The organism is Streptomyces sp. ICBB 8177 (genome assembly GCF_003144095.1).
GTDB lineage: Bacteria > Actinomycetota > Actinomycetes > Streptomycetales > Streptomycetaceae > Streptantibioticus_D.
In genome coordinates, this window is the sequence record NZ_NSKH01000023.1 from 934,838 (window position 1) to 957,069 (window position 22,232).

Below are 22,232 nucleotides of genomic sequence, written 5' to 3' on the forward strand. Positions count from 1 at the left end.
GCCGCCCCCGGGGCCTGCGCGACAAGCGCCGGGCCGCGGCGGCAGAATGCCAGGACCAGCTCAGCGACGAAGCGGATCGAGACAGTGACGACAGCTGTGAACAGCGCCACCGGGACCGGTGGGTCCAACGAGGCCATCGGGCGGCGGATCGCCGACGAACTCGGCGTACGCGAAGGGCAGGTGAGGGCGGCCGTAGAGCTGCTGGACGGCGGTGCGACCGTCCCGTTCATCGCCCGCTACCGCAAGGAGGCCACCGGCACCCTGGACGACGCCCAGCTGCGCGCCCTGGAGGAGCGGCTGCGCTACCTGCGGGAGCTGGAGGAGCGCCGCTCGGCGATCCTGGAGTCCGTACAGGCCCAGGGCAAGCTGGACGACGAGCTGCGCGCCCGCATCCTCGCCGCCGACTCCAAGGCCCGCCTGGAGGACATCTACCTGCCCTACAAGCCCAAGCGGCGGACCAAGGCGCAGATCGCCCGCGAGGCCGGGCTCGAACCGCTCGCCGACCGGCTGCTGGCCGACCCGGGCCTCGACCCGGCGGCGACCGCGGCCGGGTTCGTCACCGGTGAGGTCGCCGACGCCGCCGCCGCGCTGGAGGGCGCCCGGGCGATCCTGGTGGAGCGCTTCGGCGAGGACGCCGACCTCATCGGCGAACTGCGCGAGCGCATGTGGTCGGACGGCCGCCTGGCCGCCAGGGTCCGCGAGGGCAAGGAGGAGGCGGGCGCGAAGTTCTCCGACTACTTCGACTTCGCCGAGCCGTTCACCAAGCTGCCCTCGCACCGCATCCTGGCGATGTTCCGCGGCGAGAAGGAGGAGGTCCTCGACCTCGCCCTGGAGCCCGAGGCCGACCCCACGCAGGAAGGCCCCACGCGCTACGAGCGGACGATCGCCGCCCGCTACGGCATCGCCGACCGGGGCCGCCCCGCCGACGCCTGGCTGCGCGAGACCGTCCGCTGGGCCTGGCGCACCCGCATCCTCGTCCACCTCGGCATCGACCTGCGCACCCGGCTGCGCACCGCCGCCGAGGACGAGGCGGTGCGCGTCTTCGCCGCCAACCTGCGCGACCTGCTGCTCGCCGCGCCCGCGGGGGCCCGCGCCACGCTCGGCCTCGACCCGGGCTTCCGCACCGGCGTCAAGGCCGCCGTGACCGACCGCACCGGCAAGGTCGTCGCCACCTCGACCATCTACCCGCACGTGCCGCAGCGGCGCTGGGACGAGTCACTGGCCACGCTCGCCGGGCTGTGCCGCGAGCACGCCGTCGAACTGATCGCCATCGGCAACGGCACCGCCTCCCGCGAGACCGACAAGCTCGCCGCCGACCTGATCAAGGCCCATCCGGAGCTGAACCTCACCAAGGTCGTGGTCTCCGAGGCCGGCGCCTCCGTCTACTCGGCCTCCGCGTTCGCCTCGCAGGAACTGCCCGAGCTGGACGTGTCGTTGCGCGGCGCGGTCTCCATCGCCCGCCGCCTTCAGGACCCGCTGGCCGAACTGGTCAAGATCGACCCGAAGTCCATCGGCGTCGGCCAGTACCAGCACGACCTGTCCGAGTCCAAGCTGTCGCGCTCGCTCGACGCGGTCGTCGAGGACTGCGTCAACGGCGTCGGCGTGGACCTCAACACCGCGTCCGCGCCGCTGCTGCGCAGGGTCTCGGGCATCACCGCCACCCTCGCCGACAACATCGTGCGCCACCGCGACGACAACGGCCCGTTCCGCAGCCGCAAGGGGCTCAAGGACGTCGCGCGGCTCGGGCCCAAGGCGTTCGAGCAGTGCGCGGGCTTCCTGCGCATCACCGGCGGCGACGACCCGCTGGACGCCTCCAGCGTGCACCCCGAGGCGTACCCCGTGGTGCGCCGCATCGTGAAGGCGACCGGCGGCGACATCGAGCGACTCATCGGCGACAGCGCGACGTTGCGCGGGTTGAAGCCGCAGGACTTCGCGGACGAGACCTTCGGCGTGCCGACCGTCACCGACATCCTGGGCGAGCTGGAGAAGCCGGGGCGCGACCCGCGCCCCGCGTTCAGGACGGCCACGTTCAAGGAGGGCGTCGAGGAGCTGAAGGACCTCGTGCCCGGCATGCTGCTGGAGGGCACGGTCACCAACGTCGCCGCGTTCGGCGCCTTCGTGGACGTCGGCGTCCACCAGGACGGCCTGGTCCACGTCTCCGCGATGTCGAAGACCTTCGTCAAGGACCCGCGCGACGTGGTCAAGCCGGGTGACGTGGTGCGTGTGAAGGTGCTGGACGTCGACATCCCGCGCAAGCGCATCGCCCTCACCCTGCGGCTGGACGACGACGCGCCGGAGCGCCGCGGCGACCGGGGTGACCGAGGCGGCCGCCAGGGCGGCGGCAAGGGAGGGGCGAACGACCGCCAGGGCGGTGGGCAGGGTGCCGGCCGCCGCCGCGACACCCCGCCGCGCCAGAGCCGCGGCGGGCGCCCGGCCCGGCCGGCCGGCGGCGACGGCGGGGGCAACGGCGCGCTGGCCGACGCCCTGCGCCGCGCGGGCCTGGTCGGCGGCGACGGGGGCCCGGGCCGCGGCCGGCGCTGACACATGCCGCGCGATGCCGAACCGCACGGGGGCCGGGGCGAACGCTTCGGCCCCCACGTGTGCCTTCCCCGCGTCGTTCCTCCAGTGTCCGGAACGCGGCACTGCCGCCCGTACCGCGGTGTACTGGTGAGTACGAAAGCCTTGCGCGCCGCCCCGGCACTTCCTAGCATCGTCGCTGTTACATCGTTACTGTCACAGTGACTTCGGCCCGTGGACCGCGAGGCGACGAGGGAGTCCGCCCATGGAGCAGCAGCGTCCGCCCGGTCCGCTCGCGGGAGTACGCGTCGTGGAACTCGCCGGGATCGGCCCCGGCCCGTTCGCCGCGATGCTCCTCGGCGACCTGGGCGCGGACGTGGTGCGGGTGGACCGGCCCGGCGGGCCCGCGCTCGGCATCGACCCCGAGCACGACGTGACCAACCGCAACAAGCGCTCCGTCGTGGTGGACCTCAAGTCCGCGGAAGGCCCCGGGCTCGTGCTGGACCTCGCCGCCCGCGCCGACGTGCTGCTGGAGGGCTGGCGCCCCGGCGTCGCCGAACGCCTCGGCGTCGGCCCCGACGCCTGCCTGGACCGCAACCCCGCGCTGGTCTACGGCCGGATGACCGGCTGGGGCCAGGACGGCCCGCTCGCCTCGGCCGCCGGGCACGACATCGGCTACCTCGCCACCGCCGGAACCCTCGGCATGATCGGCCCGCCCGACGGCCCGCCCGCGATCCCCGCCAACCTGCTCGGCGACTACGCGGGCGGCGCGCTCTACCTCGTCGTGGGCGTCCTGGCCGCGCTGCACCACGCCCGCGCCGGCGGCCGGGGCCAGGTCGTGGACGCCGCGATCGTGGACGGCGTGGCCCACCTGGGCGCCATGATCTGGGGCATGCTAGGCGCGGGTGTCTGGCAGGACCGGCGCGGCGTCAACCTGCTGGACGGAGGCGCGCCCTTCTACGGCGTCTACGAGACGGCGGACGGCGGGTACATGGCGGTCGGCGCGCTGGAGCCGCGTTTCTACGAGGAGTTCAGCCGCCTGCTGGGGCTGGACGCGGACGGCGACGCCGGCGCCGAGGTGCCCGGCCGCGACGACGTCGCGCGCTGGGCCGAGTTGCGCGACCGCGTCGCGGCCCGCTTCAGGACCCGCACCCGCGACGAGTGGACGGCCGTCTTCGAGGGCGGTGACGCGTGCGTGGCGCCGGTGCTGTCGCTGCGCGAGGCCGCCCGGCATCCGCATCTGGCCGCACGGGGGACCTTCACCGAGGTCGCGGGGGAGACCCAGCCCGCGCCCGCGCCCCGGCTGAGCGCCACCCCCGGGACCCTGCGCAGGCCGCCCGCGCCGCCCGGCGCCCACACCGCCGAGGTCGCCCGCGACTGGGACCTGCCGGGACTGGCTGCGGCGAGCGCGAACGGCACCGCCGACTCCGACACCTGAGGACACCGGTATGCAGCGAGACCTGTTCACCGACGAGCACGAGGCGTTCCGCGAGACGGTGCGGACCTTCCTGGCCAAGGAGGTCGTCCCGCACCACGAGCGCTGGGAGAAGGCGGGCGTGGTGGACCGCTCCGCCTGGCTCGCCGCCGGACGCCAGGGGCTGCTGGGCCTGGCGGTGCCCGAGGAGTACGGCGGCGGGGGCACCGCCGACTTCCGCTACCCGGTCGTGCTGGCCGAGGAGTTCACGAAGGCGGGCGCCTCGGGGCTCGCGATCGGCCTGCACAACGACATCGTCGGCCCGTACCTGACGAACCTGGCCACCGAGGAGCAGAGGCGCCGCTGGCTGCCGGGATTCTGCTCCGGCGAGACGGTCACCGCCATCGCCATGACCGAACCCGGCGCGGGCTCCGACCTCCAGGGCATCCGCACCACCGCCACCGACCGCGGCGACCACTGGGTGCTGAACGGTTCCAAGACCTTCATCTCCAACGGCATCCTCGCCGACCTGGTGGTCGTGGTCGCGAGGACCACCCCCGAGGGCGGTGCCAAGGGCCTGAGCCTGCTGGTCGTCGAACGCGGCGCGCCCGGCTTCGAGCGGGGCCGCAACCTCGACAAGATCGGCCAGAAGGCGCAGGACACCGCCGAGTTGTTCTTCGACGACGTGGTGGTGCCCAAGGAGAACCTGCTCGGCGACCTCGACGGCGCGTTCGTCCACCTGATGACCAACCTCGCGCAGGAACGGCTGACCATCGCCGTCTCCGCCATCGCCGCCGCCGAGCACCTGCTGGAGCTGACCACCGCGTACGTCAGGGAACGCGAGGCGTTCGGCAGGCCGCTGGGCAGGCTCCAGCACGTGCGGTTCGAGATCGCCGAGATGGCCACCGAGTGCGCGGTCACCCGGACGTTCGTCGACCGTTGCGTCAGCGAGCACAACCGCTGGGCGCTCACCCCGGTCGACGCCTCGATGGCCAAGTGGTGGGCCACGGAGCTGCAGAAGCGGGTGGCGGACCGCTGCCTTCAACTGCACGGTGGATACGGCTACATGGCCGAGTTCCCGGTCGCCAAGGCGTTCCTCGACGGCCGCATCCAGACGATCTACGGAGGCACCACCGAGATCATGAAGGAGATCATCGGCCGTTCGCTGCTGAACTGACGGCCCGTCGACACAGCACATACAGAGCAGTGCTGGCGCCATGTCACCTGATATGCCGTCACCTTCCTTGAGAGGCAACCGAAGTGACCACCGAAGCGTATGTGTACGACGCGATCCGCACCCCGCGCGGGCGCGGCAAGGCGAACGGCTCGTTGCACGCCACCAAGCCCATCGACCTGGTCGTGGGCCTCATCCACGAGGTGCGCCGCCGCTTTCCCGGCCTGGACCCGGCCGCCATCGACGACATCGTGCTCGGCGTGGTCGGCCCGGTCGGCGACCAGGGCTCCGACATCGCCCGGATCGCGGCGATCGCCGCGGGCCTGCCCGACAGCGTCGCCGGCGTGCAGGAGAACCGCTTCTGCGCCTCCGGCCTCGAAGCGGTCAACCTGGCCGCCGCCAAGGTGCGTTCGGGCTGGGAGGACCTGGTGCTCGCCGGTGGCGTGGAGTCGATGTCCCGGGTGCCGATGGCCTCCGACGGCGGCGCCTGGTTCGCCGACCCCATGACCAACTTCGACGTGGGCTTCGTCCCCCAGGGCATCGGCGCCGACCTGATCGCCACCATCGAGGGCTTCACCCGCCGCGACGTCGACGAGTACGCGGCGCTGTCCCAGGAACGGGCCGCCGCGGCCTGGAAGGACGGCCGGTTCGCGCGCTCCGTCGTCCCCGTCACCGACCGCAACGGCCTCGTCGTCCTCGACCACGACGAGCACCTGCGCCCCGGCACCACCGCCGACTCGCTCGCCGCCCTCAAGCCGTCCTTCGCGGGCATCGGCGAACTCGGCGGCTTCGACGCCGTGGCGCTCCAGAAGTACCACTGGGTGGAACGGATCGACCACGTCCACCACGCGGGCAACTCCTCCGGCATCGTGGACGGCGCCGCGCTGGTCGCCATCGGCTCCCGCGAGGTCGGTGAGCGCTACGGCCTGACCCCCCGCGCCCGCATCGTCTCCGCCGCCGTCTCCGGCTCCGAGCCCACCATCATGCTCACCGGCCCGGCCCCCGCCTCCCGCAAGGCGCTCGCCAAGGCCGGACTGACCCCCGACGACATCGACCTGGTCGAGATCAACGAGGCGTTCGCCGCGGTCGTCCTGCGCTTCGCCCGCGACCTGGGCCTGAGCCTGGACAAGGTCAACGTCAACGGCGGCGCCATCGCGCTGGGCCACCCGCTGGGCGCCACCGGCGCGATGATCCTCGGCACCCTCATCGATGAACTGGAGCGGCGCGAGAAGCGCTACGGCCTCGCCACGCTCTGCGTCGGCGGCGGCATGGGTATCGCCACGGTCGTCGAACGCCTCTGAGCGACCACGTCCGACGCCACCGGTCGCCCCGACGCGACCGCCCGAAACCGCCCCGACCGCCCAGCCCTCACGGAGCCGCGAACACCATGACCGAGTCCACCACCATCCGCTGGGAACAGGACGCCGACGGCGTCGTCACCCTCGTCCTCGACGACCCCGGCCAGTCCGCCAACACCATGAACGCCGCCTTCCGCGACTCGCTCGACGCGACCGTGGACCGCCTGGAGGCCGAGCGCGACAGCGTGCGCGGTGTCATCGTCACCTCCGCCAAGAAGACCTTCTTCGCCGGCGGCGACCTGCGCGACCTGATCCGCGCCACCCCCGAGACCGCCGAAGAGGTGTACGCCGGCAGCCTGCGCATGAAGCGCTCGCTGCGCCGCCTGGAGACCCTGGGCAAGCCCGTGGTCGCCGCCATCAACGGCGCGGCGCTCGGCGGCGGTTACGAGATCGCCCTCGCCTGCCACCACCGCGTGGCCCTCGACGCCCCCGGCTCGAAGATCGGCCTGCCGGAGGTCACCCTCGGCCTGCTGCCAGGCGGCGGGGGCGTGGTGCGCACGGTGCGGCTGCTCGGCATCACCGACGCCCTGCTGAAGGTGCTGCTCCAGGGCACCCAGTACCACCCGCAGCGCGCCCTGGAAGCCGGTCTCGTCCACGAGGTCGCCGCCACCCGCGAGGAGATGCTCGCCGCCGCCCGCGCCTTCATCGACGCCCACCCCGAAGCCCGCCAGCCCTGGGACGAGGACGGCTACCGCATCCCCGGCGGCACCCCCGCCAGCCCCAAGTTCGCCGCGAACCTGCCCGCGTTCCCCGCCAACCTCAAGAAGCAGCTGAACGGCGCCCCCTACCCGGCGCCGCGCAACATCCTGGCCGCCGCTGTCGAGGGCTCGCAGGTCGACTTCGACAACGCCCAGGTGATCGAGGCCCGTTACTTCACCGAACTGGCCTGCGGCCGCACCTCGAAGAACATGATCCAGGCGTTCTTCTTCGACCTCCAGGCCGTCAACTCCGGTGCCAGCCGCCCCGACGGCGTGGAGCCGCGCACCGTGCGCAAGGTGGCCGTCCTCGGCGCGGGCATGATGGGCGCGGGCATCGCGTACTCGTGCGCTCGCGCGGGCATCGAAGTCGTGCTCAAGGACGTCACCGCGGAGGCGGCCGAGCGCGGCAAGGCGTACTCCGCCGGGCTGCTGGACAAGGCGGTCGCCAAGGGCCGCACCACGCCCGCCCGGCGCGACGAGACGCTCGCCCGCATCACGCCCACCGCCGAGGCGGGCGACCTCGCGGGCTGCGACGCGGTGATCGAGGCGGTCTTCGAGAACCCGGAGCTGAAGCACAAGGTCTTCCAGGAGATCCAGGACGTCGTCGCGCCCGACGCCCTGCTGTGCTCCAACACCTCCACCCTCCCCATCACCCTGCTGGCCGAAGGCGTCGCACGCCCTGAGGACCTCGTCGGCCTGCACTTCTTCTCGCCGGTCGACAAGATGCCGCTGGTCGAGATCATCAAGGGCGAACGCACCGGCGACGCGGCACTGGCCCGCGCCTTCGACCTGGTCCGCCAGATCCGCAAGACGCCCATCGTCGTCAACGACAGCCGCGGCTTCTTCACCTCCCGCGTCATCGGCCAGTTCATCAACGAGGGCGTCGCGATGGTCGGCGAGGGCGTCGACCCCGCTTCCGTCGAACAGGCCGCCGCGCAGGCCGGATACCCGGCCAAGGTGCTCTCGCTGATGGACGAACTGACGCTGACGCTGCCGCGCAAGATCCGCAACGAGACGCGGCGCGCCGTCGAGGAGGCGGGCGGCACGTGGGCCTCCCACCCGGCCGAGGCGGTCATCGACCGCATGGTCGACGAGTTCGACCGCCCCGGGCGCAGCGGCGGCGCGGGCTTCTACGACTACGAGGACGGCAAGCGCACGCGGCTGTGGCCGGGCCTGCGCGAGCACTTCGGGTCACCGGGCGGTGAGGCGGCGACGGTACCGTTCGAGGACATGAAGGAGCGGATGCTCTTCGCGGAGGCGCTGGACAGCGTCCGCTGCCTGGAGGAAGGCGTCCTGACGTCGGTGGCCGACGCCAACATCGGCTCGATCCTGGGCATCGGCTTCCCGGCCTGGACCGGCGGCGTCCTGCAGTACATCAACGGCTACGAGGGCGGCCCGCAGGGCTTCGTGACCCGCGCCCGCGAGCTGCAGGAGACCTACGGCGACCGCTTCACCCCGCCGAAGCTGCTGCTGGAGAAGGCGGAACGGGGGGAGTTCTTCCGCGACGGTGAGTGAGGCGTAAGGGGGCGGGGCCGAAGGCCCCGCCCCTGGGCCCTGGACGAACGTGCTCCCGCAGCGGATGTCCGGACGAGCCGCCCACGAAGTCCCCGCCGGCGACGGCGAGCGACCTCGACGGTGTGGTCCGGCGGTGCTGTGCGTGCCGCGGCAGGTGTTCAGTCGAGCCGGCAGCAGAAGTATCCGCCGCGACGGCGAGCGACCCCGACGGTGTGGTCCGGCGGTGCTGTGCGTGCCGCGGCAGGTGTTCAGTCGAGCCGGCAGCAGAAGTATCCGCCGCGACGGCGAGCGACCCCGACGGTGTGGTCCGGCGGTGCCGTGCTCGGCGCAACCCGCTGATCCTTGCCCCAACCCCCGCAAAGGACAGGCACGTCGGCGCCAAACACCCACCCGCCCCCTCGGTCACGGCGATCGTGGCGAACGCCTAAGCCGTCGCCCCGGAGTCCGCCGTGCCGTCGTCGGGCCCCCGCTGGGGCCCGTAGCACGCCTGCACCTCCTCGCGCAGGGACCGCTGGAACGCCGTCACCAGCGCCTGCACCACCAGCGGCTGCATGTGCGCCGACAGCGACCTCATCGCCGCCTCGCGCCCCGGCTCCCACACCTCGTCGCGGAACATCCTGCTCAACTCCCGCGCCGCCGCCCGCGAATGCTCCAGCATGACCTCCCGCGCGGCCAGGATCGTCTCCAGTGCGATCGGCACGTCCAGCAGCCGCACCCCCAGGTGCAGGATCGCCGGATCGACCTCGAAGACGTCCGGGTCGTCGGTGCGGCGCAGGACCGTCATCGCCGCGAGGCGCCGCACGTCCTGCTCGGTCAGCGATCGCCCCGCCCGGTGCTCCAGCTCCTCGCGGGTCGTCTCCCGTACGTCCTCCGGCAGCCAGGAGGCGACGAGCGCGCGGTGGATCGCCAGGTCGTGCGCCGTGATGCCCTCGGGAAGCTGCTCCAGGTAGCGTTCGATCGCGGCCAGGGTGAGCCCCTGGTGCTGCAACTCCTCGATCAGCGCCAGCCGGGCCAGGTGCTCCGGCCCGTACCGGCCGACCCGGCGCGGTCCCAGCACCGGCGGCGGAAGCAGCCCCTTCGTGCCGTAGAAGCGCACCGTGCGCACGGTCACCCCGGCGCGCGCTGCCAGCTCGTCCACGGTGAGCCCCGGCGGCGGAGTCATGGATCGGCCCTCGCTCCCTGCTGTCGCGGTCCGGGCGGGTACGGCCCCGTGGTGCAACAGTATTGCTGTCTCAGCAGCCGTGCGAAACCTCCACGACGGCGGGGAACGCGCGGTCGGCGCCGCTAGCCGATCGACGGCACGACCGCCTCGACGAGGCCGGGACCCGGCTCGGCCAGCGCGCGCCGCAGCGCCGCGGTGAACTCGCCCGCCGTACGCGCGCGTTCGGCCGGGACGCCCATGCCGCGGGCGAGGGAGACGAAGTCCAGGTCCGGCCGGGACAGGTCCAGCAGGTCGCGGGCGCGCGGCCCGGCCGCCTGCGCGCCCACCCGGCGCAGTTCCATCTCCAGGATCGCGTACGAACGGTTGGAGAACACCACCGTCGTCACGTCCAGCCCCTCGCGCGCCTGCGTCCACAGTGCCTGGAGCGTGTACATCGCGCTGCCGTCCGCCTCCAGGCAGAGGACCCGCCGCCCCGGGCAGGCCACCGCCGCGCCGGTCGCCACCGGCAGCCCTTGGCCGATCGCGCCGCCGGTCAGCGTCAGCCAGTCGTGCCGCGGCGCGCCCTCGGTGGCGCCGGGCAGCCACAGACCGGAGGTGTTCGCCTCGTCCACCACCACCGCGTCCTGCGGCAGCAGCGCGCCCACCGCGTAGGCGACCGCCTCGGAAGTCAGCGGCGCATCGCCCTCCGGCGCCGCGGGCCGTGCGGCGACGGGCGTGACCGCCTTCGACTCCCGCTCGTTGGCGACGAGTTCGGACAGGTGGGCCAGTGCGGAGGCCACGTCCTCGTCGTCCCGCGTGAGCACGTGCACCTCGCACCCGTCCGGCACCAGGTCTCCCGGCAGCCCCGGGTAGGCGAAGAACGAGACGGGGGAGGCGGCGCCCGCCAGCACCAGGTGGCGCAGGCCGTCCAACTGGCCGGTCGCCATCTCCGCGAGGTAGGCCAGCCGTTCCACGACGGGCACCCCCGCGCCGCGTTCCAGCCGCGCCGGGAACGTCTCGCACAGCAGCCGCGCCCCGCTCGCCGCCGCGATCCGGCCCGCCGCGCGCAGGCCGTCACCGCGCGTCGCGGCGCCGCCGATCAGCAGGGCGGCCGGTTCGCCACCGGACAGGGCCGCCGCCGCGCGTTCCACGACCGCGTCCGGCGCCACCGCGGCCTCGACCGGCAGCAACGCGGGCGCCGGCGCCGCGGGGGCCTCGGACCACGAGATGTCCGCGGGCAGGACGAGCGTCGCGACCTGCCCCGGCGCGCGCCGCGCGGCCCGTACCGCCTCGACGGCGTCGCGCGCGAGCGCGCCCGGATCGGTGGCGCGCCGCAGCCAGCCGGAGACCGACCCGGCGACCGCGTCGATGTCCGACTCCAGCGGCGCGTCCAGCCGCTTGTGGTAGGTGGCGTGGTCGCCGACCACGTTCACCAGCGGGGTGTGGGCGCGGCGGGCGTTGTGCAGGTTGGCCAGGCCGTTGCCGAGTCCGGGGCCGAGGTGCAGCAGGGTCGCCGCGGGGCGGCCCGCCATCCGCCCGTACCCGTCGGCCGCGCCTGTCGCCACCCCCTCGAACAGGCACAGCGCCGCCCGCATCCCCGTCACCTCGTCCAGCGCGGCCACGAAGTGCATCTCCGAGGTCCCGGGATTCCCGAAGCACACCTCCACACCGGCGTGGGCGAGGCTGCGGATCAGGGTCTGCGCACCGTTCATCTGGGCCCTCCTGCGGTCGGCCGGCTGCCGCGCCCGACGCTACCTGGCGCGGCGCAGCGGGGCACCGACGGCGTGCATGTGACCCAGCGCCTGCGTGTACGACTCCAGCGGGCCGGCCTCGGTGTACGGCACCCCGAGGCGCGCGCAGTGCGCCCGTACCAGCGGCTGGGCGAGCCGCAGGTGAGGGCGGGGCATGCTGGGGAACAAGTGGTGCTCCACCTGGTAGTTGAGGCCGCCGAGCAACCAGTCGGTGACCCGTCCGCCGCGCACGTCGCGCGAGGTGAGCACCTGCCGCCGCAGGTGTCCCCACTTCTCGCCGCCCTCCGGCATCTCCATGCCCTTGTGGTTGGGCGCGAACGCGCAGCCGAGGTGGAGCCCGAACAAGGCGTGGTGCAGCGCCGCGAACGCCACCGCCGTTCCCACCGGCATCGCCGACAGCAGCAACGACACGTACACCACCAGGTGCGCCGCCATCAACGCGCCTTCCACACGCCGCTCCCGCGACGGCAGCCGACGCAGGTCCCGCACGCTCGCGATCTTCAGGGCGACGCCTTCGAGGGTCAGCATGGGAAAGAACAGCCACGCCTGGTACTTCGCCAAGAAGCGGGCGAATCCCTCGCGTTCGACCGCCTGAGCCCGCGTCCACACCAGGGCGCCCACCTCGACGTCCGGGTCCTTGCCCACGTGGTTGGGGTTGGCGTGGTGCCGGTTGTGCTTGTCGTTCCACCACCCGTATCCCATGCCGAGCAGCAGATCGCCGTGGATCAGCCCGAGGGCGCGGTTGACCCCGCGGCTGGCGCTGATCTGCTGGTGCCCCGCGTCGTGCCCGACGAACGCGGTCCGTCCGCTCAGGATCGCCATCGGTACGGCGAGCAGCAGCACCCACCACGCCCCTCCCGACAGCAGTACACCGGTCCATATGGCGGCGACGGCAAGGAGGTTGGCGCCGATCGTCCACACGTAGTACCCGTGTCTGCGCCGCAGCAGCCCGCGTTCCCTGACCTGCCGCAGCAAGGGGGCGAACTCGCTCCCCGCCGCTGCTTCCGCTTCCAGGAGGGACGGGCCGGCCACAGGCATGAGGACTCCAGGTGGTGAGGGCGCTCCCATCGAGTGGCGGGAGCCGACTCCCCGAACCTATGAAGCGCCGCCCCCGCAGACCATGCGGGCCGCCCCCGACCATGCCGGGGGCGGCCACCCGAGCCCGAGCGGGGGACAACCCCCGCAGGCGGCCGGATCCGTCCCCCCGGGGCGGCCGCGTGTGCCCTCACCGGAGATCCGACCGCCAGGCAGACCGTGCGGATCGTCATCCCTTCGCGAGCGGGCCGGGAACGCGGAGGAACCGGCGATCGCGGGGTGCGACGGCTTCTGCCGGCCCCGCGGCCTGGAGTACGACGTCCAGGGCCCGCTGGGGGTCGGCCAGATACATGCCGCTGGCCCAGGCGGCGTTGGCTTCGATCACCGACCAGCTCCCGGACGCCGTGCCCACGTCCACGACGATGGCGGAGGGCAACGTGCCGCTGCACCCGTCGAGCAACCCCGCTCCGAAGGCGGCCGCCTCCTTGCTCAACGGCCCAGGACTGAGACGCCCCTGCTCCGCGTAACGGCTGCCGGTGTGAACCGACCCGTTGAGCAGGTAGAGCCGGTACTCGGTGGTGAACTCCACCAGGTCGCTGACCAGTACGGGTGTGGACGGGTCCACGGCGTCCGGGCCGGGCAGCCGTGACCCGTCGGTGTAGATCCGTGCCGGTATCCCCTTGTCGTTGGGAGACTTGACGAAGGCGGGCCGCCGCAGGCTGTAGGCCTCGTGGATCGGCCCGAAGGTGATCTCGCGCCCGGTGTACTCCCGGGGCAGACGGGCGAGCCAGTCCTGCGGAGCCTCCAGCAGGGCGATGTCGAGTACGGGTGCCACGAGGTCCGCGAAACCGGGCCCGGCGTGGAGATGCTCGGCACGCAGACCGGCCGGTACGGCAAACGTGGGCAGTTGCACGGTCGGCAGACCGCGACGACGAGCCGCGTCACGCAGAGCCCGGGCGGAGGCGGTGAGGCGGGGTGGCAGAAGGAGGGTCACAGGCACGGATCATCGCTCACGCCCAGCGGTCGGCCCACCGCACTTGCGGCCGGGCACCAGTGGCGGGTGTGCGAAGGCCGCCGACACGGTGTGCCGGCGGCCCGACCCAGGACAGGGTCACGCGGACGGGTCGCTAGTTCTCGTCGGCGCCGCCGTAGGTGCGGCGGATCGCGTCGGCGGCCTTGTCGGTCTGGGCGTCGAAGCGGTCGTCGGTGCGCTCGTCCGCGAACCGCTCAGCCCGCTCCACGCCCTTGTCCGCCTGGTCGGGGTGGCTCGAGGCCATCTCCTTGGCCTTGTTGGCCAGATCTCCGAGCTTGCCCATTGCAGCCTCCTCACGGTGGTGCGTGCGGTCTTGCGTTGGATCGCCTTGCCGATGTGCCACGACTGAAACCCGCGCCGCCCGTGGCGTGGAGGCAGCCGTACCCGGCCTCGTGATGCAGCAGGTGGACGGTGAACTGGTGCTCCGCGACCACGATCCACCGGCCGCCGGGAGGGGGCACGCCCCGCCTCACAGCCTGATCAGGACCTCGTTCAGCTCCTTGCGCTGGATGTCCGGCACTCGGGCTCCGGGTGCCGGGTAGCCCACCGGGATCACGTACGACGCGCGCTCCTGCGGTGGGCGGTCGCAGATCTCGTTGAGGAAGCGCATGGGACTCGGCGTGTGCGTGAGGGTCGCCAGGCCCGCCTGGTGCAGCGACGCCAGCAGCAGCCCGACCGCGATGCCGACCGACTCCTTGGTGTAGTACGGGCGCGGCGAGTCGGGGCCCTTGTGCACTTCGAACACCACGACCACCACGGGCGCCCGTTCCAGGAACGGCTTGTGCCAGTCGGTGCCCAGCGGCGCAAGTGCGTCGAGCCACTCCCGCGAAGCGCGGCGGCCGTAGAACTCGCGTTCCTCCGCCTCGGCCGCCTCCCGCAGGCGCCGTTTGCGTTCCGGGTCGGTGACCGCGACGAAACGCCACGGCTGGACGTTGGCGCCGCTCGGCGCGGTCGCGGCGGTGCGCACCGCCCACTCCAGCACACCGTCCGGCACCGGTTCGGGGGAGAAGTCCCGCACCGTGCGGCGCCGGGCCATCACCTCGTGGAAAGCCCTGGCTCGCGCGACGGCGTCGTCAGCGGACACCACCATCGGGCGAAGCGGCACGGTCGGGTACGGGCGCCCGCCGGGAACCGCGTGCGTCGTGTCATCGGCCATGCCGCCAGGACAGCACACCCCGCCCACGCCCAAAAGACCGCACGACCGGCCAGGAGGGCGGCGCACCGCGTTATTTCCGTTGCGGCGGCACGCCCCGTTCCGTACCGTCGTACGTGGTCCTGATGTCGCCCGATCGGAGAAGGCCGTTGCTCGTCTGAGGTCCCCACGACACCGTGCGATGATCGCGTGCCTCGCCACGCGATCCGCGGCGTGTACGACCTCGGCGACGAACCGCCTCTCGGCGACCATGTTCCCGGCCTGCCCGGGACGCCCTGCGCGGGCCTGCTGAGACCACTGCGCGCCCGGGACGCCCCGTCCCCGCCGCTCGTACCCGCCTCCCACGGTGTCGGCACACGTCAACCCCATCGCCGTGAACCGACCGGGAGCCCCGTATGACCCAACCCGCAGCGTCCATCGCCACCGCCGGCCTGTCGTTCGCCTGGCCCGACGGAACCACCGTGTTCGACGGCTTCCAGCTCGCCGTCGGCCCGGGCCGCACCGGCCTGGTAGGCCTCAACGGGTCGGGAAAGTCGACCCTGTTGAGGCTCATCGCCGGAGACCTCACGCCGTCCCGCGGCACCGTGCGGGTGCGCGGCGAGGTCGGCTACCTGCCGCAGGACCTCACCCTGGAGACCACCGCACGCGTCGACGAAGCCCTCGGTATCGATCGCGTCCGCGCCGCACTGCACGCCATCGAGAACGGCGACCCCGGCGAGGAGCACTTCACCGTCGTCGGCGACGACTGGGACGTCGAGGAGCGCGCCCGCGCCACCCTCGACCAGCTCGGTCTCGGCGGGCTCGACCTCGACCGCACGGTCGGCGAGGTCTCCGGCGGCGAGTCGGTGCTGCTGCGGCTCGCCGCGCTGCTGCTGGCCCGCCCGGACGTGCTGCTGCTGGACGAGCCCACCAACAACCTCGACCTGCGCGCCCGCGCCCGGCTCCACGACGCGGTCGCCTCCTGGCGAGGGGTACTGGTGGTGGTCAGCCACGACCGTGAACTGCTCGAACACGTCGACCAGATCGGCGACCTGAGAGAAGGACGCGTCCACTGGTACGGAGGCAACTTCACCGCGTACGAACACGCCCTCGCCGTCGAACAGGAGGCGGCGGAACGCACCCTGCGGGCCGCCGAGGGCGATCTGCAACGCCAGCGGCGCGAACTGGCCGACGCGCACGTGAAGTTGGCCCGGCGCGTGCGCTACGGGCAGAAGATGTACGACACCAAGCGCGAACCCAAGGTGGTGATGGGAGAACGCAAGCGCCAGGCCCAGGTCTCCGCGGGCAAGCACCGCATCATGCACCAGGAGAAGGTGCAGGAGGCCAGGGAACGCGTCGACGAGGCGGCAGCCGCGGTCCGCGACGACGCCGAGATTCGCGTGGACCTGCCCCAGGCGGACGTGCCGCGGGGCCGTGCCGTGCTCACCCTGCGCGACCTGCGCCTCGCCCACGGCGGCCGGGCCGGGCGGTTCCAGGTCCACGGCCCCGAGCGGATCGCGCTGACCGGCCGCAACGGCGCGGGCAAGACCACGCTGCTGCGCACGCTCGTCGGTGAACTGGCGCCGCTGGAGGGCGAGGCGGTCGCCCACGTCCCCGTGCGCTACCTGCCGCAGCGGCTGGACGTGCTCGACGACGGGCTGACCATCGCGCAGAACGTGGCGCGGTTCGCCCCGGGAGCCGGCGAGAACGAGATCAGGGCCCGGCTGGCGCGGTTCCTGTTCCGGGGTGAGCGTGCCAACCAGTTGGCCGGCACCCTGTCCGGCGGCGAACGCTTCCGGGCAACCCTCGCCGCGCTGATGCTCGCCGACCCCGCACCTCAACTGCTGCTGCTGGACGAGCCGACGAACAACCTCGACCTCGCCGGCGTCCGCAGGCTCACCGAGGCCCTGGCCTCGTATCCCGGGGCGCTGATCGTGGCCAGCCACGACCTGCCGTTCCTGCGGGGCCTGGGCATCACCCGCTGGGTGCGGATGGACGGCGAACTGACCGAGGGGGACCCGATGTGAGCGCCGGCGGCACCCCGTGCGGGCCCGGCGGCCGTTCCGCCCCCGCGCGTGACCGCCCGCGCGGGGGCGGTCCGCTGCGCGCGCACGGGTCAGCGCGCGCTGCCCAGGTCGCGGTCGGCCTCCGAGCCCTCCAGCATGAGGGTGGTCTCCTCGATGGTGAGGAAGCGGCCGTCCGCGGCGAGGCGGGCGAAGACGTACACCTCGGTGCGGACCACGGAGCCGTCCTTCTTGACCACCCGGACGGTGTGCCGGTCGGCGTAGCGGTCGCCGTCGGCGAGTTCGTCGTGCACCTCGACCTCGCCCTCGGCGATCAGCTCCCGCAGGTGCGCGATGTGCGCGGCGAACTCCGCGCGGTTCGCCCAGGCGCCGTCGGTGCGCTGGCGGTACTCGGGGGAGAAGTGACGGTCGACGGCCTCCTCGACGCTCAGTTCGCGGTTGAAGAGCAGGTCGGTCAGGGCGGGGGCTATGGCGGTGTGACGGGACATGGCGAAACCTCTCGTGTTCTTCATGGCGCCGCTCCTCGCGATTTTCGTGCGCGACGCACGCTGTGGTCACACCGTACACCACGCTGCGTGCGTCGCGCACGCTAATCTGGAGGGGTGGAGAACGACGCGGGACACGAGATCGCCGAAGCGCTGGGCGTACTGCTCAAGCGCACCACGCGGGCACGCCTCTACCAGGGGCTGACCGAAGGACTGGGGGAAGGAGTGGACGAACTGACGTACCCGGTGCTCAGCGGCCTGGCCAGGTCCGGCCCGAGCAGCGCGGCGGACCTGGCGCCGGAGGTCGGCCTCGACCGCTCGGGCGTGACCCGGCGCGCGACCCGCCTGGAAGAGGCCGGCCTGGTGCGCCGGGAGCCCGATCCCGGTGACGCACGTGCGTCGCTGCTGGTACTCACCCCGCAGGGGGAGGAGGTCGTGGCCGTCCTGCGCGAACGTCTCGCCCGCCACATCAACGCGGCCCTCAGCGACTGGGAGCCGCAGGACGTGGCGGTCTTCGCCCGGCAACTGCGCGAGTTCGTGACGCGAGGACCGTTCCGCGCGACGGACCAGGACGGCGGATCGCGGTAACGGCTGTGTGCGGCAAGGGCGTTGGGCGTCCGGCCTGAGACCTGGGCGCCGGCAGGGCTCAGGACTGAGGCCGGACGCCCGCAGGCTCCGCCCGAGGCTCGGACGCTCAGGGCGGCGCCGCCGCATCTAGCGGGAGAAGATCCCGATTCCCTCCGGCACCGGGCGCTCCGCGCCGTCCGACGGGTGGTTGACCACGGTGACCTCCGCCGCGTGCGGTTGCCTGGCCACCAGCGTGGACGAGCCGCCGCCGTCCAGATCCACCGCCGACGACGCGCCCAGGGCCCGCATGAGCGAGGCCAGTTCGGCGACCGTCAGGCCGATCCCGTGCCCCGATCCGCCGTCCAGGGCCATCAGGTAGAAGCGGTGGCCGCCCGAGGCGAACCCCGCGCTGGTGCGGATCGCGGTCGTCCTGTTGTCGAGTCCGGACAGCGGCGTGCCATCACGCAGCAACGGGAATCCGCCGACCGCGAACCGCAGCGGCGACCCACCGGCCCCGGTCAGCCGGTCGCTGACCGTCACCCGTTCCCCGACGCGCAGCGCCCGCAGCGCCGTCGCCCCGCCCTCGCGCCCCACCAGTTCCACCGTGCCCCGCGCGATGGTCCCGGAGCCGGGGGAGTCGGAGACCGACACCACCCTTCCCTGGCGTACCGTCACCTCGTACGTCTCGTTCGTGCACCCCGCGCCGCGTTCCGTGTCCGTGCCGCAGACCGCCCGCTCGCGGGAGGCCGAACCCCACAGCGAGGTGTACGCGCCGACCCCGCCGACCGGCAGCGCGTACTGGTTGAGCCCGCGCAACGCGATCGTGCGGCCGGCGGCGGACACCGAACCGGACAGAGTGAGCCGGTCCAGCCGTGCCACCCGGTCCTCGCCCACCCCGATCACGTCGCGAGTCGAGTCACCCGGTGGCATCGCCGGGCCGAAGCGCTGACCGTCCGGCACCGCCGCCTTGTACATGACCCCCCGCCCGATGGCCGGGCCCACGGCCGCACTCGTGGGCTCGACACCGGGGTGCTGCGTCTCGCTGTTGTCGAAGAAGTCCGCGTTGACGCCACCGACCGCGCCCTGCGAGTCGGCCAGATCGGAGACGGCCTCTGGTCTCGCCACCGTGCCGGGGGTGAGCAGGTCGGCGGAGACGTGGTGGTTCGTCAGGTCGGCGACAAGGACGTACCCGCGCGCCGTGCCGCCCGCCTCCTGGGCCGAGAACTCCTCGTACGTCACCCCCGGGGCGAGGGTGGTGTGCCGGGTCACCCGGACCCGGTCGGCGGCGGACGCGCCCTGGGCCGCACTTCCCGCCAGCAGTACCGCGCAGGCGCCCAGTACGGCCACCGCGAGGCGCGACCGCGACCGGCGGCCATGGAACGAACGGTTCGTCACGAGCCCTCCTGTGATCTCCGGTTGATGTCGTCCCGCTGTGTGATGGCACTCCGCTCCGCCATGCCCCCGTTCACCGGGTGCGCATGTGCATGCCATCACGGTGGCGGCAAACGAAAGGGGGACCGACGCGGTCGATCGGGGGAATTCCCCACGTTGGCGGGCAACGCGACGGCCGGGCCCAGGTCGGCGCCTGGGCCCGGCCGGATCGCGGTCAGTGGCTGCGGCGGGTCACCAGTTCCGCCAGGGCCAGCAGCTCGCCGGCCCGCACGCCGTCCGGGATCGCGCCGGACAGGTGGCCGATCGCGCCCGCCATGCGGTCGCAGGCCTGCATCTGAGCCCAGTCCCGGCCCCCCGCGCGGTCGATCGACTCCGCCGCACTGTGCAGGTCGGCGGCGGTCAGGGGCTCGTCCGCTCCGTAGATCCGGGCGAGTTCCGCTCCGGCGGGGGTGCCGGAACGCAGGGCGGCGACCACCGGCAGGGACTTCTTGCGGGCCGCCAGGTCCGCGCCCACCGGTTTGCCCGTCACCTGCGGGTCGCCCCAGATGCCGATCAGGTCGTCGATGAGCTGGAACGCCAGCCCGACCTGCCGGCCGAAGGCGTCCATCGCCTCCACCGCGTCCGCCGGTGCCTGCGCGTAGAGGGCTCCGACGGCGCAGGCGCAGCCCAGCAGCGCGCCTGTCTTGGCCTCCGCCATCGCCAGGCACTCGCTCAGCGAGACGTCATCGCGGTGCTCGAAGTCGCAGTCCGCGTGCTGGCCGTCGCACAGTTCGATGACGCAGGCCGCCAGTCGGGACGCCGCCCGCGCCGCCGCCGGGTGCTCGTCCTCCGCCAGTACGCGCAGGGCGAGGGCCTGCATGGCGTCACCGGCGAGGATGGCGTCGGCGCCGCCGAAGACCGACCAGGCGGTGGGGCGGTGCCGCCGCGTCGGGTCGCGGTCGATGACGTCGTCGTGGAGCAGGGTGAAGTTGTGTACCAACTCCACCGCCGCCGCGGCCCGTACGGCGCCCTGCGCCGCGTGCGGGCCCCCGAGGGCCTGGGCGGCGGCGAGGACCAGCGCGGGACGTATCGCCTTGCCGGAGTCGCCGCTCGCCGGTGCGCCGTCGCTGTCGAGCCAGCCGAAGTGGTAGCCGGCGATCCGACGCATGGAGCCGGGCAGTGATGCCACCGCCGACCTCAGCACCGGGTTCACCGACTGCCTGGCGCGAGCGAGCACGGCCGCCGCCTCGTGGCCGTCGCGATCGATGCCTTCGCGGTCGAGCGTGGAGATTCCCATGGTTGACGCACCTCGGCTTCAGTGAGGACTTGGTCAGGCTGCGCGAAGTGAACGAGGGGGGAAGCGGGTGAGGTCACCGCCGCTCACGGTGGCGGCACCTGGTGTGCGAGGGCAAGCGTTCGGCAGGGCGCGGTCATCGGGATTCCGCGTCTTCGCGTCCGTCCCGTGACGCGCGCCCTGCCTTACGCTCAACGCCCTTTCAGGGAATGTCAGTCGTGGGAGAGGGAGACTTCGACATTCTCCAGGACGCCGATCGCGTCGGGAACCAGAATGGCCGCCGAGTAGTAGGCGGTCACCAGATAGGAGATGATCGCCTTCTCGTTGATTCCCATGAATCGCACTGAGAGGCTGGGCTCGAACTCGTCCGGGATTCCGGTCTGGTGGAGTCCGATGACACCCTGGTTGTCCTCACCGACTCGCAGCGCGATGATGGAACTGGTGTTTCCGCCGTTGACCGGGATCTTGTTGCAGGGGAGGAAGGGAATTCCCCGCCAGGACGGCACGGCGTTTCCGTGGAAGTCCACGTTGCCCGGGTAGAGACCGCGCTTGTTGCACTCCCGGCCGAACGCCGCGATGGTGCGCGGGTGGGCGAGCAGGTACTGCGTGTTGCGGCGGCGGCTGATCAGCTCGTCCAGGTCGTCCGGGGTCGGCGGGCCGGACCGGGCGTGGATGCGCTGGCTGTACTCCGCGTTGTGCAGCAGGCCGAACTCGCGGTGGTTGATCATGTCGTGTTCCTGGCGCTCGCGCAGCGCCTCCACCGTGAGCCGCAACTGGTGCTCGACCTGGTTCATCGGCTGGTTGTAGAGGTCGGCGACCCTGCTGTGCACCCGCAGCACGGTCTGGGCGACGCTCAGCTCGTACTCGCGCGGCGAGAGTTCGTAGTCCACGAACGTGCCGGGCAGCAGGGCTTCGCCCTCGTGTCCCGAGGAGAGCGCGATCTCCGCCTCACCGTGCTTGTTGCGCGCCGGGCCCGAGCCCGACAGGTACTCGGCGACCCGCTCGCGCAGCGCCTCGGACTGCGCGGCGACCGCGGCGAACTCCTCCCTGGACAGCGACATCACCGTCACCGCCGTCTTCGCCTTGGCGGTGAACTCCCAGGTGCCGTCCTCGTCGCCCAGGGAACGGTCGCCGAAGTGGTCCCCGTCCGCCAGCACGCCCAGCGCGGCCGGTTCGCCGTACTTGCCCTCGCCGAGTTTGTCGATCTTGCCGTGGACGATCAGGAAGACGTGGTTGGCGGGGGTGCCCGCCTCCACGATGACCTGGCCCGGCTCGAACTCCCGCTGGGTGAAACGGCCGGCCAGCGCGCGCAGCACCTCGACGTCGCCGAAGTCGCGCAACAGCGCCAGCTCACCCAGCTCTTCGGGAATGACCCGGACCTCGGCCCCGGTCTGGATGAAGTCGACCCGGCCGTCGCCGACCGTATAGGTCAGCCGCCGGTTGACCCGGTACGTGCCACCCGCAACTTGGACCCATGGCAGAATACGCAGCAACCAGCGCGACGTAATGCCCTGCATCTGCGGTGCGGACTTGGTCGTGGTCGCCAGATTCCGCGCGGCCGCGGTGCTCAGGCTCAATTGGGCCTGGCCGTTCTGCGTACGCGCTTCTCCGGAATCCCCGTTTGATTCCACGCCAAGGCCTGCATCGACCGACATCGAAGGTCCCTCCCCTGATTCGTGTGGCCTGCGGATCAATGGTGGCGGTGATCACCGGGCACTGTCAT

At 72.6% G+C, this 22,232-nt stretch carries 17 protein-coding genes; 7 read left to right on the forward strand and 10 right to left on the reverse strand.

Translation table 11 applies throughout. From position 1 onward, the window contains the following. Positions 1–84: 84 nt before the first annotated feature. From CK485_RS24500 to CK485_RS24520, 5 genes are all read left to right on the forward strand, one after another. Entirely contained in the window at positions 85–2,541 is a 2,457-nt protein-coding gene (locus CK485_RS24500; protein WP_199239494.1) for a Tex family protein, read from the forward strand. A 241-nt stretch (positions 2,542–2,782) separates the two neighbouring features. Continuing rightward, positions 2,783–3,955: a CaiB/BaiF CoA-transferase family protein gene (locus tag CK485_RS24505; protein ID WP_109454001.1), complete on the forward strand. Its 1,173-nt coding sequence runs from the start codon at positions 2,783–2,785 to the stop codon at positions 3,953–3,955. 10 nt (positions 3,956–3,965) lie between these two features. Next, positions 3,966–5,108: an acyl-CoA dehydrogenase family protein gene (locus CK485_RS24510; protein WP_109454002.1), complete on the forward strand. Its 1,143-nt coding sequence runs from the start codon at positions 3,966–3,968 to the stop codon at positions 5,106–5,108. Between the two features lie 83 nt (positions 5,109–5,191). Beyond that, positions 5,192–6,406 carry an acetyl-CoA C-acetyltransferase gene (locus CK485_RS24515; RefSeq protein WP_109454003.1) on the forward strand — a complete coding sequence of 405 codons (1,215 nt, stop codon included), beginning with the start codon at positions 5,192–5,194 and terminating at the stop codon, positions 6,404–6,406. A gap of 86 nt (positions 6,407–6,492) precedes the next feature. Beyond that, positions 6,493–8,676 (forward strand): 3-hydroxyacyl-CoA dehydrogenase NAD-binding domain-containing protein, encoded by a 2,184-nt coding sequence (locus CK485_RS24520; RefSeq protein ID WP_109454004.1) that lies wholly within the window; start codon positions 6,493–6,495, stop codon positions 8,674–8,676. Positions 8,677–9,100: 424 nt separating this feature from the next. On the opposite strand, the gene CK485_RS24525 is transcribed toward CK485_RS24520, so the two are convergent. The 6 genes from CK485_RS24525 to CK485_RS24550 all read right to left on the reverse strand — a co-directional run bounded on the left by CK485_RS24525 (position 9,101) and on the right by CK485_RS24550 (position 14,792). After that, positions 9,101–9,838: a MerR family transcriptional regulator gene (locus CK485_RS24525; RefSeq protein WP_109454005.1), complete on the reverse strand. Its 738-nt coding sequence runs from the start codon at positions 9,836–9,838 to the stop codon at positions 9,101–9,103. Positions 9,839–9,960: 122 nt separating this feature from the next. Continuing rightward, on the reverse strand, positions 9,961–11,529 hold the full coding sequence (locus CK485_RS24530; RefSeq protein ID WP_109454006.1) for an acetolactate synthase large subunit: 1,569 nt from the start codon (positions 11,527–11,529) through the stop codon (positions 9,961–9,963). 39 nt (positions 11,530–11,568) lie between these two features. Beyond that, the gene (locus tag CK485_RS24535; RefSeq protein WP_109454007.1) at positions 11,569–12,606 is read right to left on the reverse strand and encodes an acyl-CoA desaturase; all 1,038 of its coding nucleotides are present in this window, start codon (positions 12,604–12,606) and stop codon (positions 11,569–11,571) included. A 226-nt stretch (positions 12,607–12,832) separates the two neighbouring features. After that, positions 12,833–13,597, reverse strand: coding sequence for an ATP-grasp domain-containing protein (locus tag CK485_RS24540; RefSeq protein ID WP_109454008.1), 765 nt, complete (start codon positions 13,595–13,597; stop codon positions 12,833–12,835). 133 nt (positions 13,598–13,730) lie between these two features. Continuing rightward, entirely contained in the window at positions 13,731–13,919 is a 189-nt protein-coding gene (locus tag CK485_RS24545; protein WP_109454009.1) for an antitoxin, read from the reverse strand. 186 nt (positions 13,920–14,105) lie between these two features. Continuing rightward, positions 14,106–14,792: a nitroreductase family protein gene (locus CK485_RS24550; RefSeq protein WP_109454010.1), complete on the reverse strand. Its 687-nt coding sequence runs from the start codon at positions 14,790–14,792 to the stop codon at positions 14,106–14,108. 392 nt (positions 14,793–15,184) lie between these two features. Here CK485_RS24550 and CK485_RS24555 point away from each other — a divergent pair, with 392 nt between their 5' ends. Next, positions 15,185–16,795, forward strand: a complete 1,611-nt coding sequence (locus CK485_RS24555; protein WP_109454011.1) for an ABC-F family ATP-binding cassette domain-containing protein — start codon at positions 15,185–15,187, stop codon at positions 16,793–16,795. Positions 16,796–16,884: 89 nt separating this feature from the next. On the opposite strand, the gene CK485_RS24560 is transcribed toward CK485_RS24555, so the two are convergent. Then, entirely contained in the window at positions 16,885–17,280 is a 396-nt protein-coding gene (locus tag CK485_RS24560) for a nuclear transport factor 2 family protein (RefSeq protein WP_109454405.1), read from the reverse strand. Positions 17,281–17,394: 114 nt separating this feature from the next. On the opposite strand from CK485_RS24560, the gene CK485_RS24565 reads away from it, so the two are divergent. Next, entirely contained in the window at positions 17,395–17,865 is a 471-nt protein-coding gene (locus tag CK485_RS24565; RefSeq protein ID WP_109454012.1) for a MarR family transcriptional regulator, read from the forward strand. Positions 17,866–17,991: 126 nt separating this feature from the next. Here CK485_RS24565 and CK485_RS24570 read toward each other — a convergent pair whose 3' ends face one another. The 3 genes from CK485_RS24570 to CK485_RS24580 form a co-directional block, all read right to left on the reverse strand. Then, entirely contained in the window at positions 17,992–19,239 is a 1,248-nt protein-coding gene (locus CK485_RS24570; protein ID WP_241968567.1) for a phosphodiester glycosidase family protein, read from the reverse strand. 211 nt (positions 19,240–19,450) lie between these two features. Further along, complete coding sequence (locus CK485_RS24575) at positions 19,451–20,512, reverse strand: family 2 encapsulin nanocompartment cargo protein polyprenyl transferase (protein WP_109454014.1); 1,062 nt, start codon at positions 20,510–20,512, stop codon at positions 19,451–19,453. Between the two features lie 209 nt (positions 20,513–20,721). After that, positions 20,722–22,164: a family 2B encapsulin nanocompartment shell protein gene (locus CK485_RS24580; RefSeq protein ID WP_109454015.1), complete on the reverse strand. Its 1,443-nt coding sequence runs from the start codon at positions 22,162–22,164 to the stop codon at positions 20,722–20,724. Positions 22,165–22,232 lie beyond the last annotated feature (68 nt).

Bases quoted from the DNA above. Each gene is read 5' to 3' on its own strand.
- CK485_RS24505 (WP_109454001.1), top strand. From the start codon at position 2,783: ATGGAGCAGCAGCGTCCGCCCGGTCCGCTCGCGGGAGTACGCGTCGTG.
- CK485_RS24510 (WP_109454002.1), top strand. From the start codon at position 3,966: ATGCAGCGAGACCTGTTCACCGACGAGCACGAGGCGTTCCGCGAGACG.
- CK485_RS24520 (WP_109454004.1), top strand. From the start codon at position 6,493: ATGACCGAGTCCACCACCATCCGCTGGGAACAGGACGCCGACGGCGTC.
- CK485_RS24525 (WP_109454005.1), bottom strand. From the start codon at position 9,838: ATGACTCCGCCGCCGGGGCTCACCGTGGACGAGCTGGCAGCGCGCGCC.
- CK485_RS24530 (WP_109454006.1), bottom strand. From the start codon at position 11,529: ATGAACGGTGCGCAGACCCTGATCCGCAGCCTCGCCCACGCCGGTGTG.
- CK485_RS24535 (WP_109454007.1), bottom strand. From the start codon at position 12,606: ATGCCTGTGGCCGGCCCGTCCCTCCTGGAAGCGGAAGCAGCGGCGGGG.
- CK485_RS24545 (WP_109454009.1), bottom strand. From the start codon at position 13,919: ATGGGCAAGCTCGGAGATCTGGCCAACAAGGCCAAGGAGATGGCCTCG.
- CK485_RS24550 (WP_109454010.1), bottom strand. From the start codon at position 14,792: ATGGCCGATGACACGACGCACGCGGTTCCCGGCGGGCGCCCGTACCCG.
- CK485_RS24555 (WP_109454011.1), top strand. From the start codon at position 15,185: ATGACCCAACCCGCAGCGTCCATCGCCACCGCCGGCCTGTCGTTCGCC.
- CK485_RS24560 (WP_109454405.1), bottom strand. From the start codon at position 17,280: ATGTCCCGTCACACCGCCATAGCCCCCGCCCTGACCGACCTGCTCTTC.
- CK485_RS24575 (WP_109454014.1), bottom strand. From the start codon at position 20,512: ATGGGAATCTCCACGCTCGACCGCGAAGGCATCGATCGCGACGGCCAC.
- CK485_RS24580 (WP_109454015.1), bottom strand. From the start codon at position 22,164: ATGTCGGTCGATGCAGGCCTTGGCGTGGAATCAAACGGGGATTCCGGA.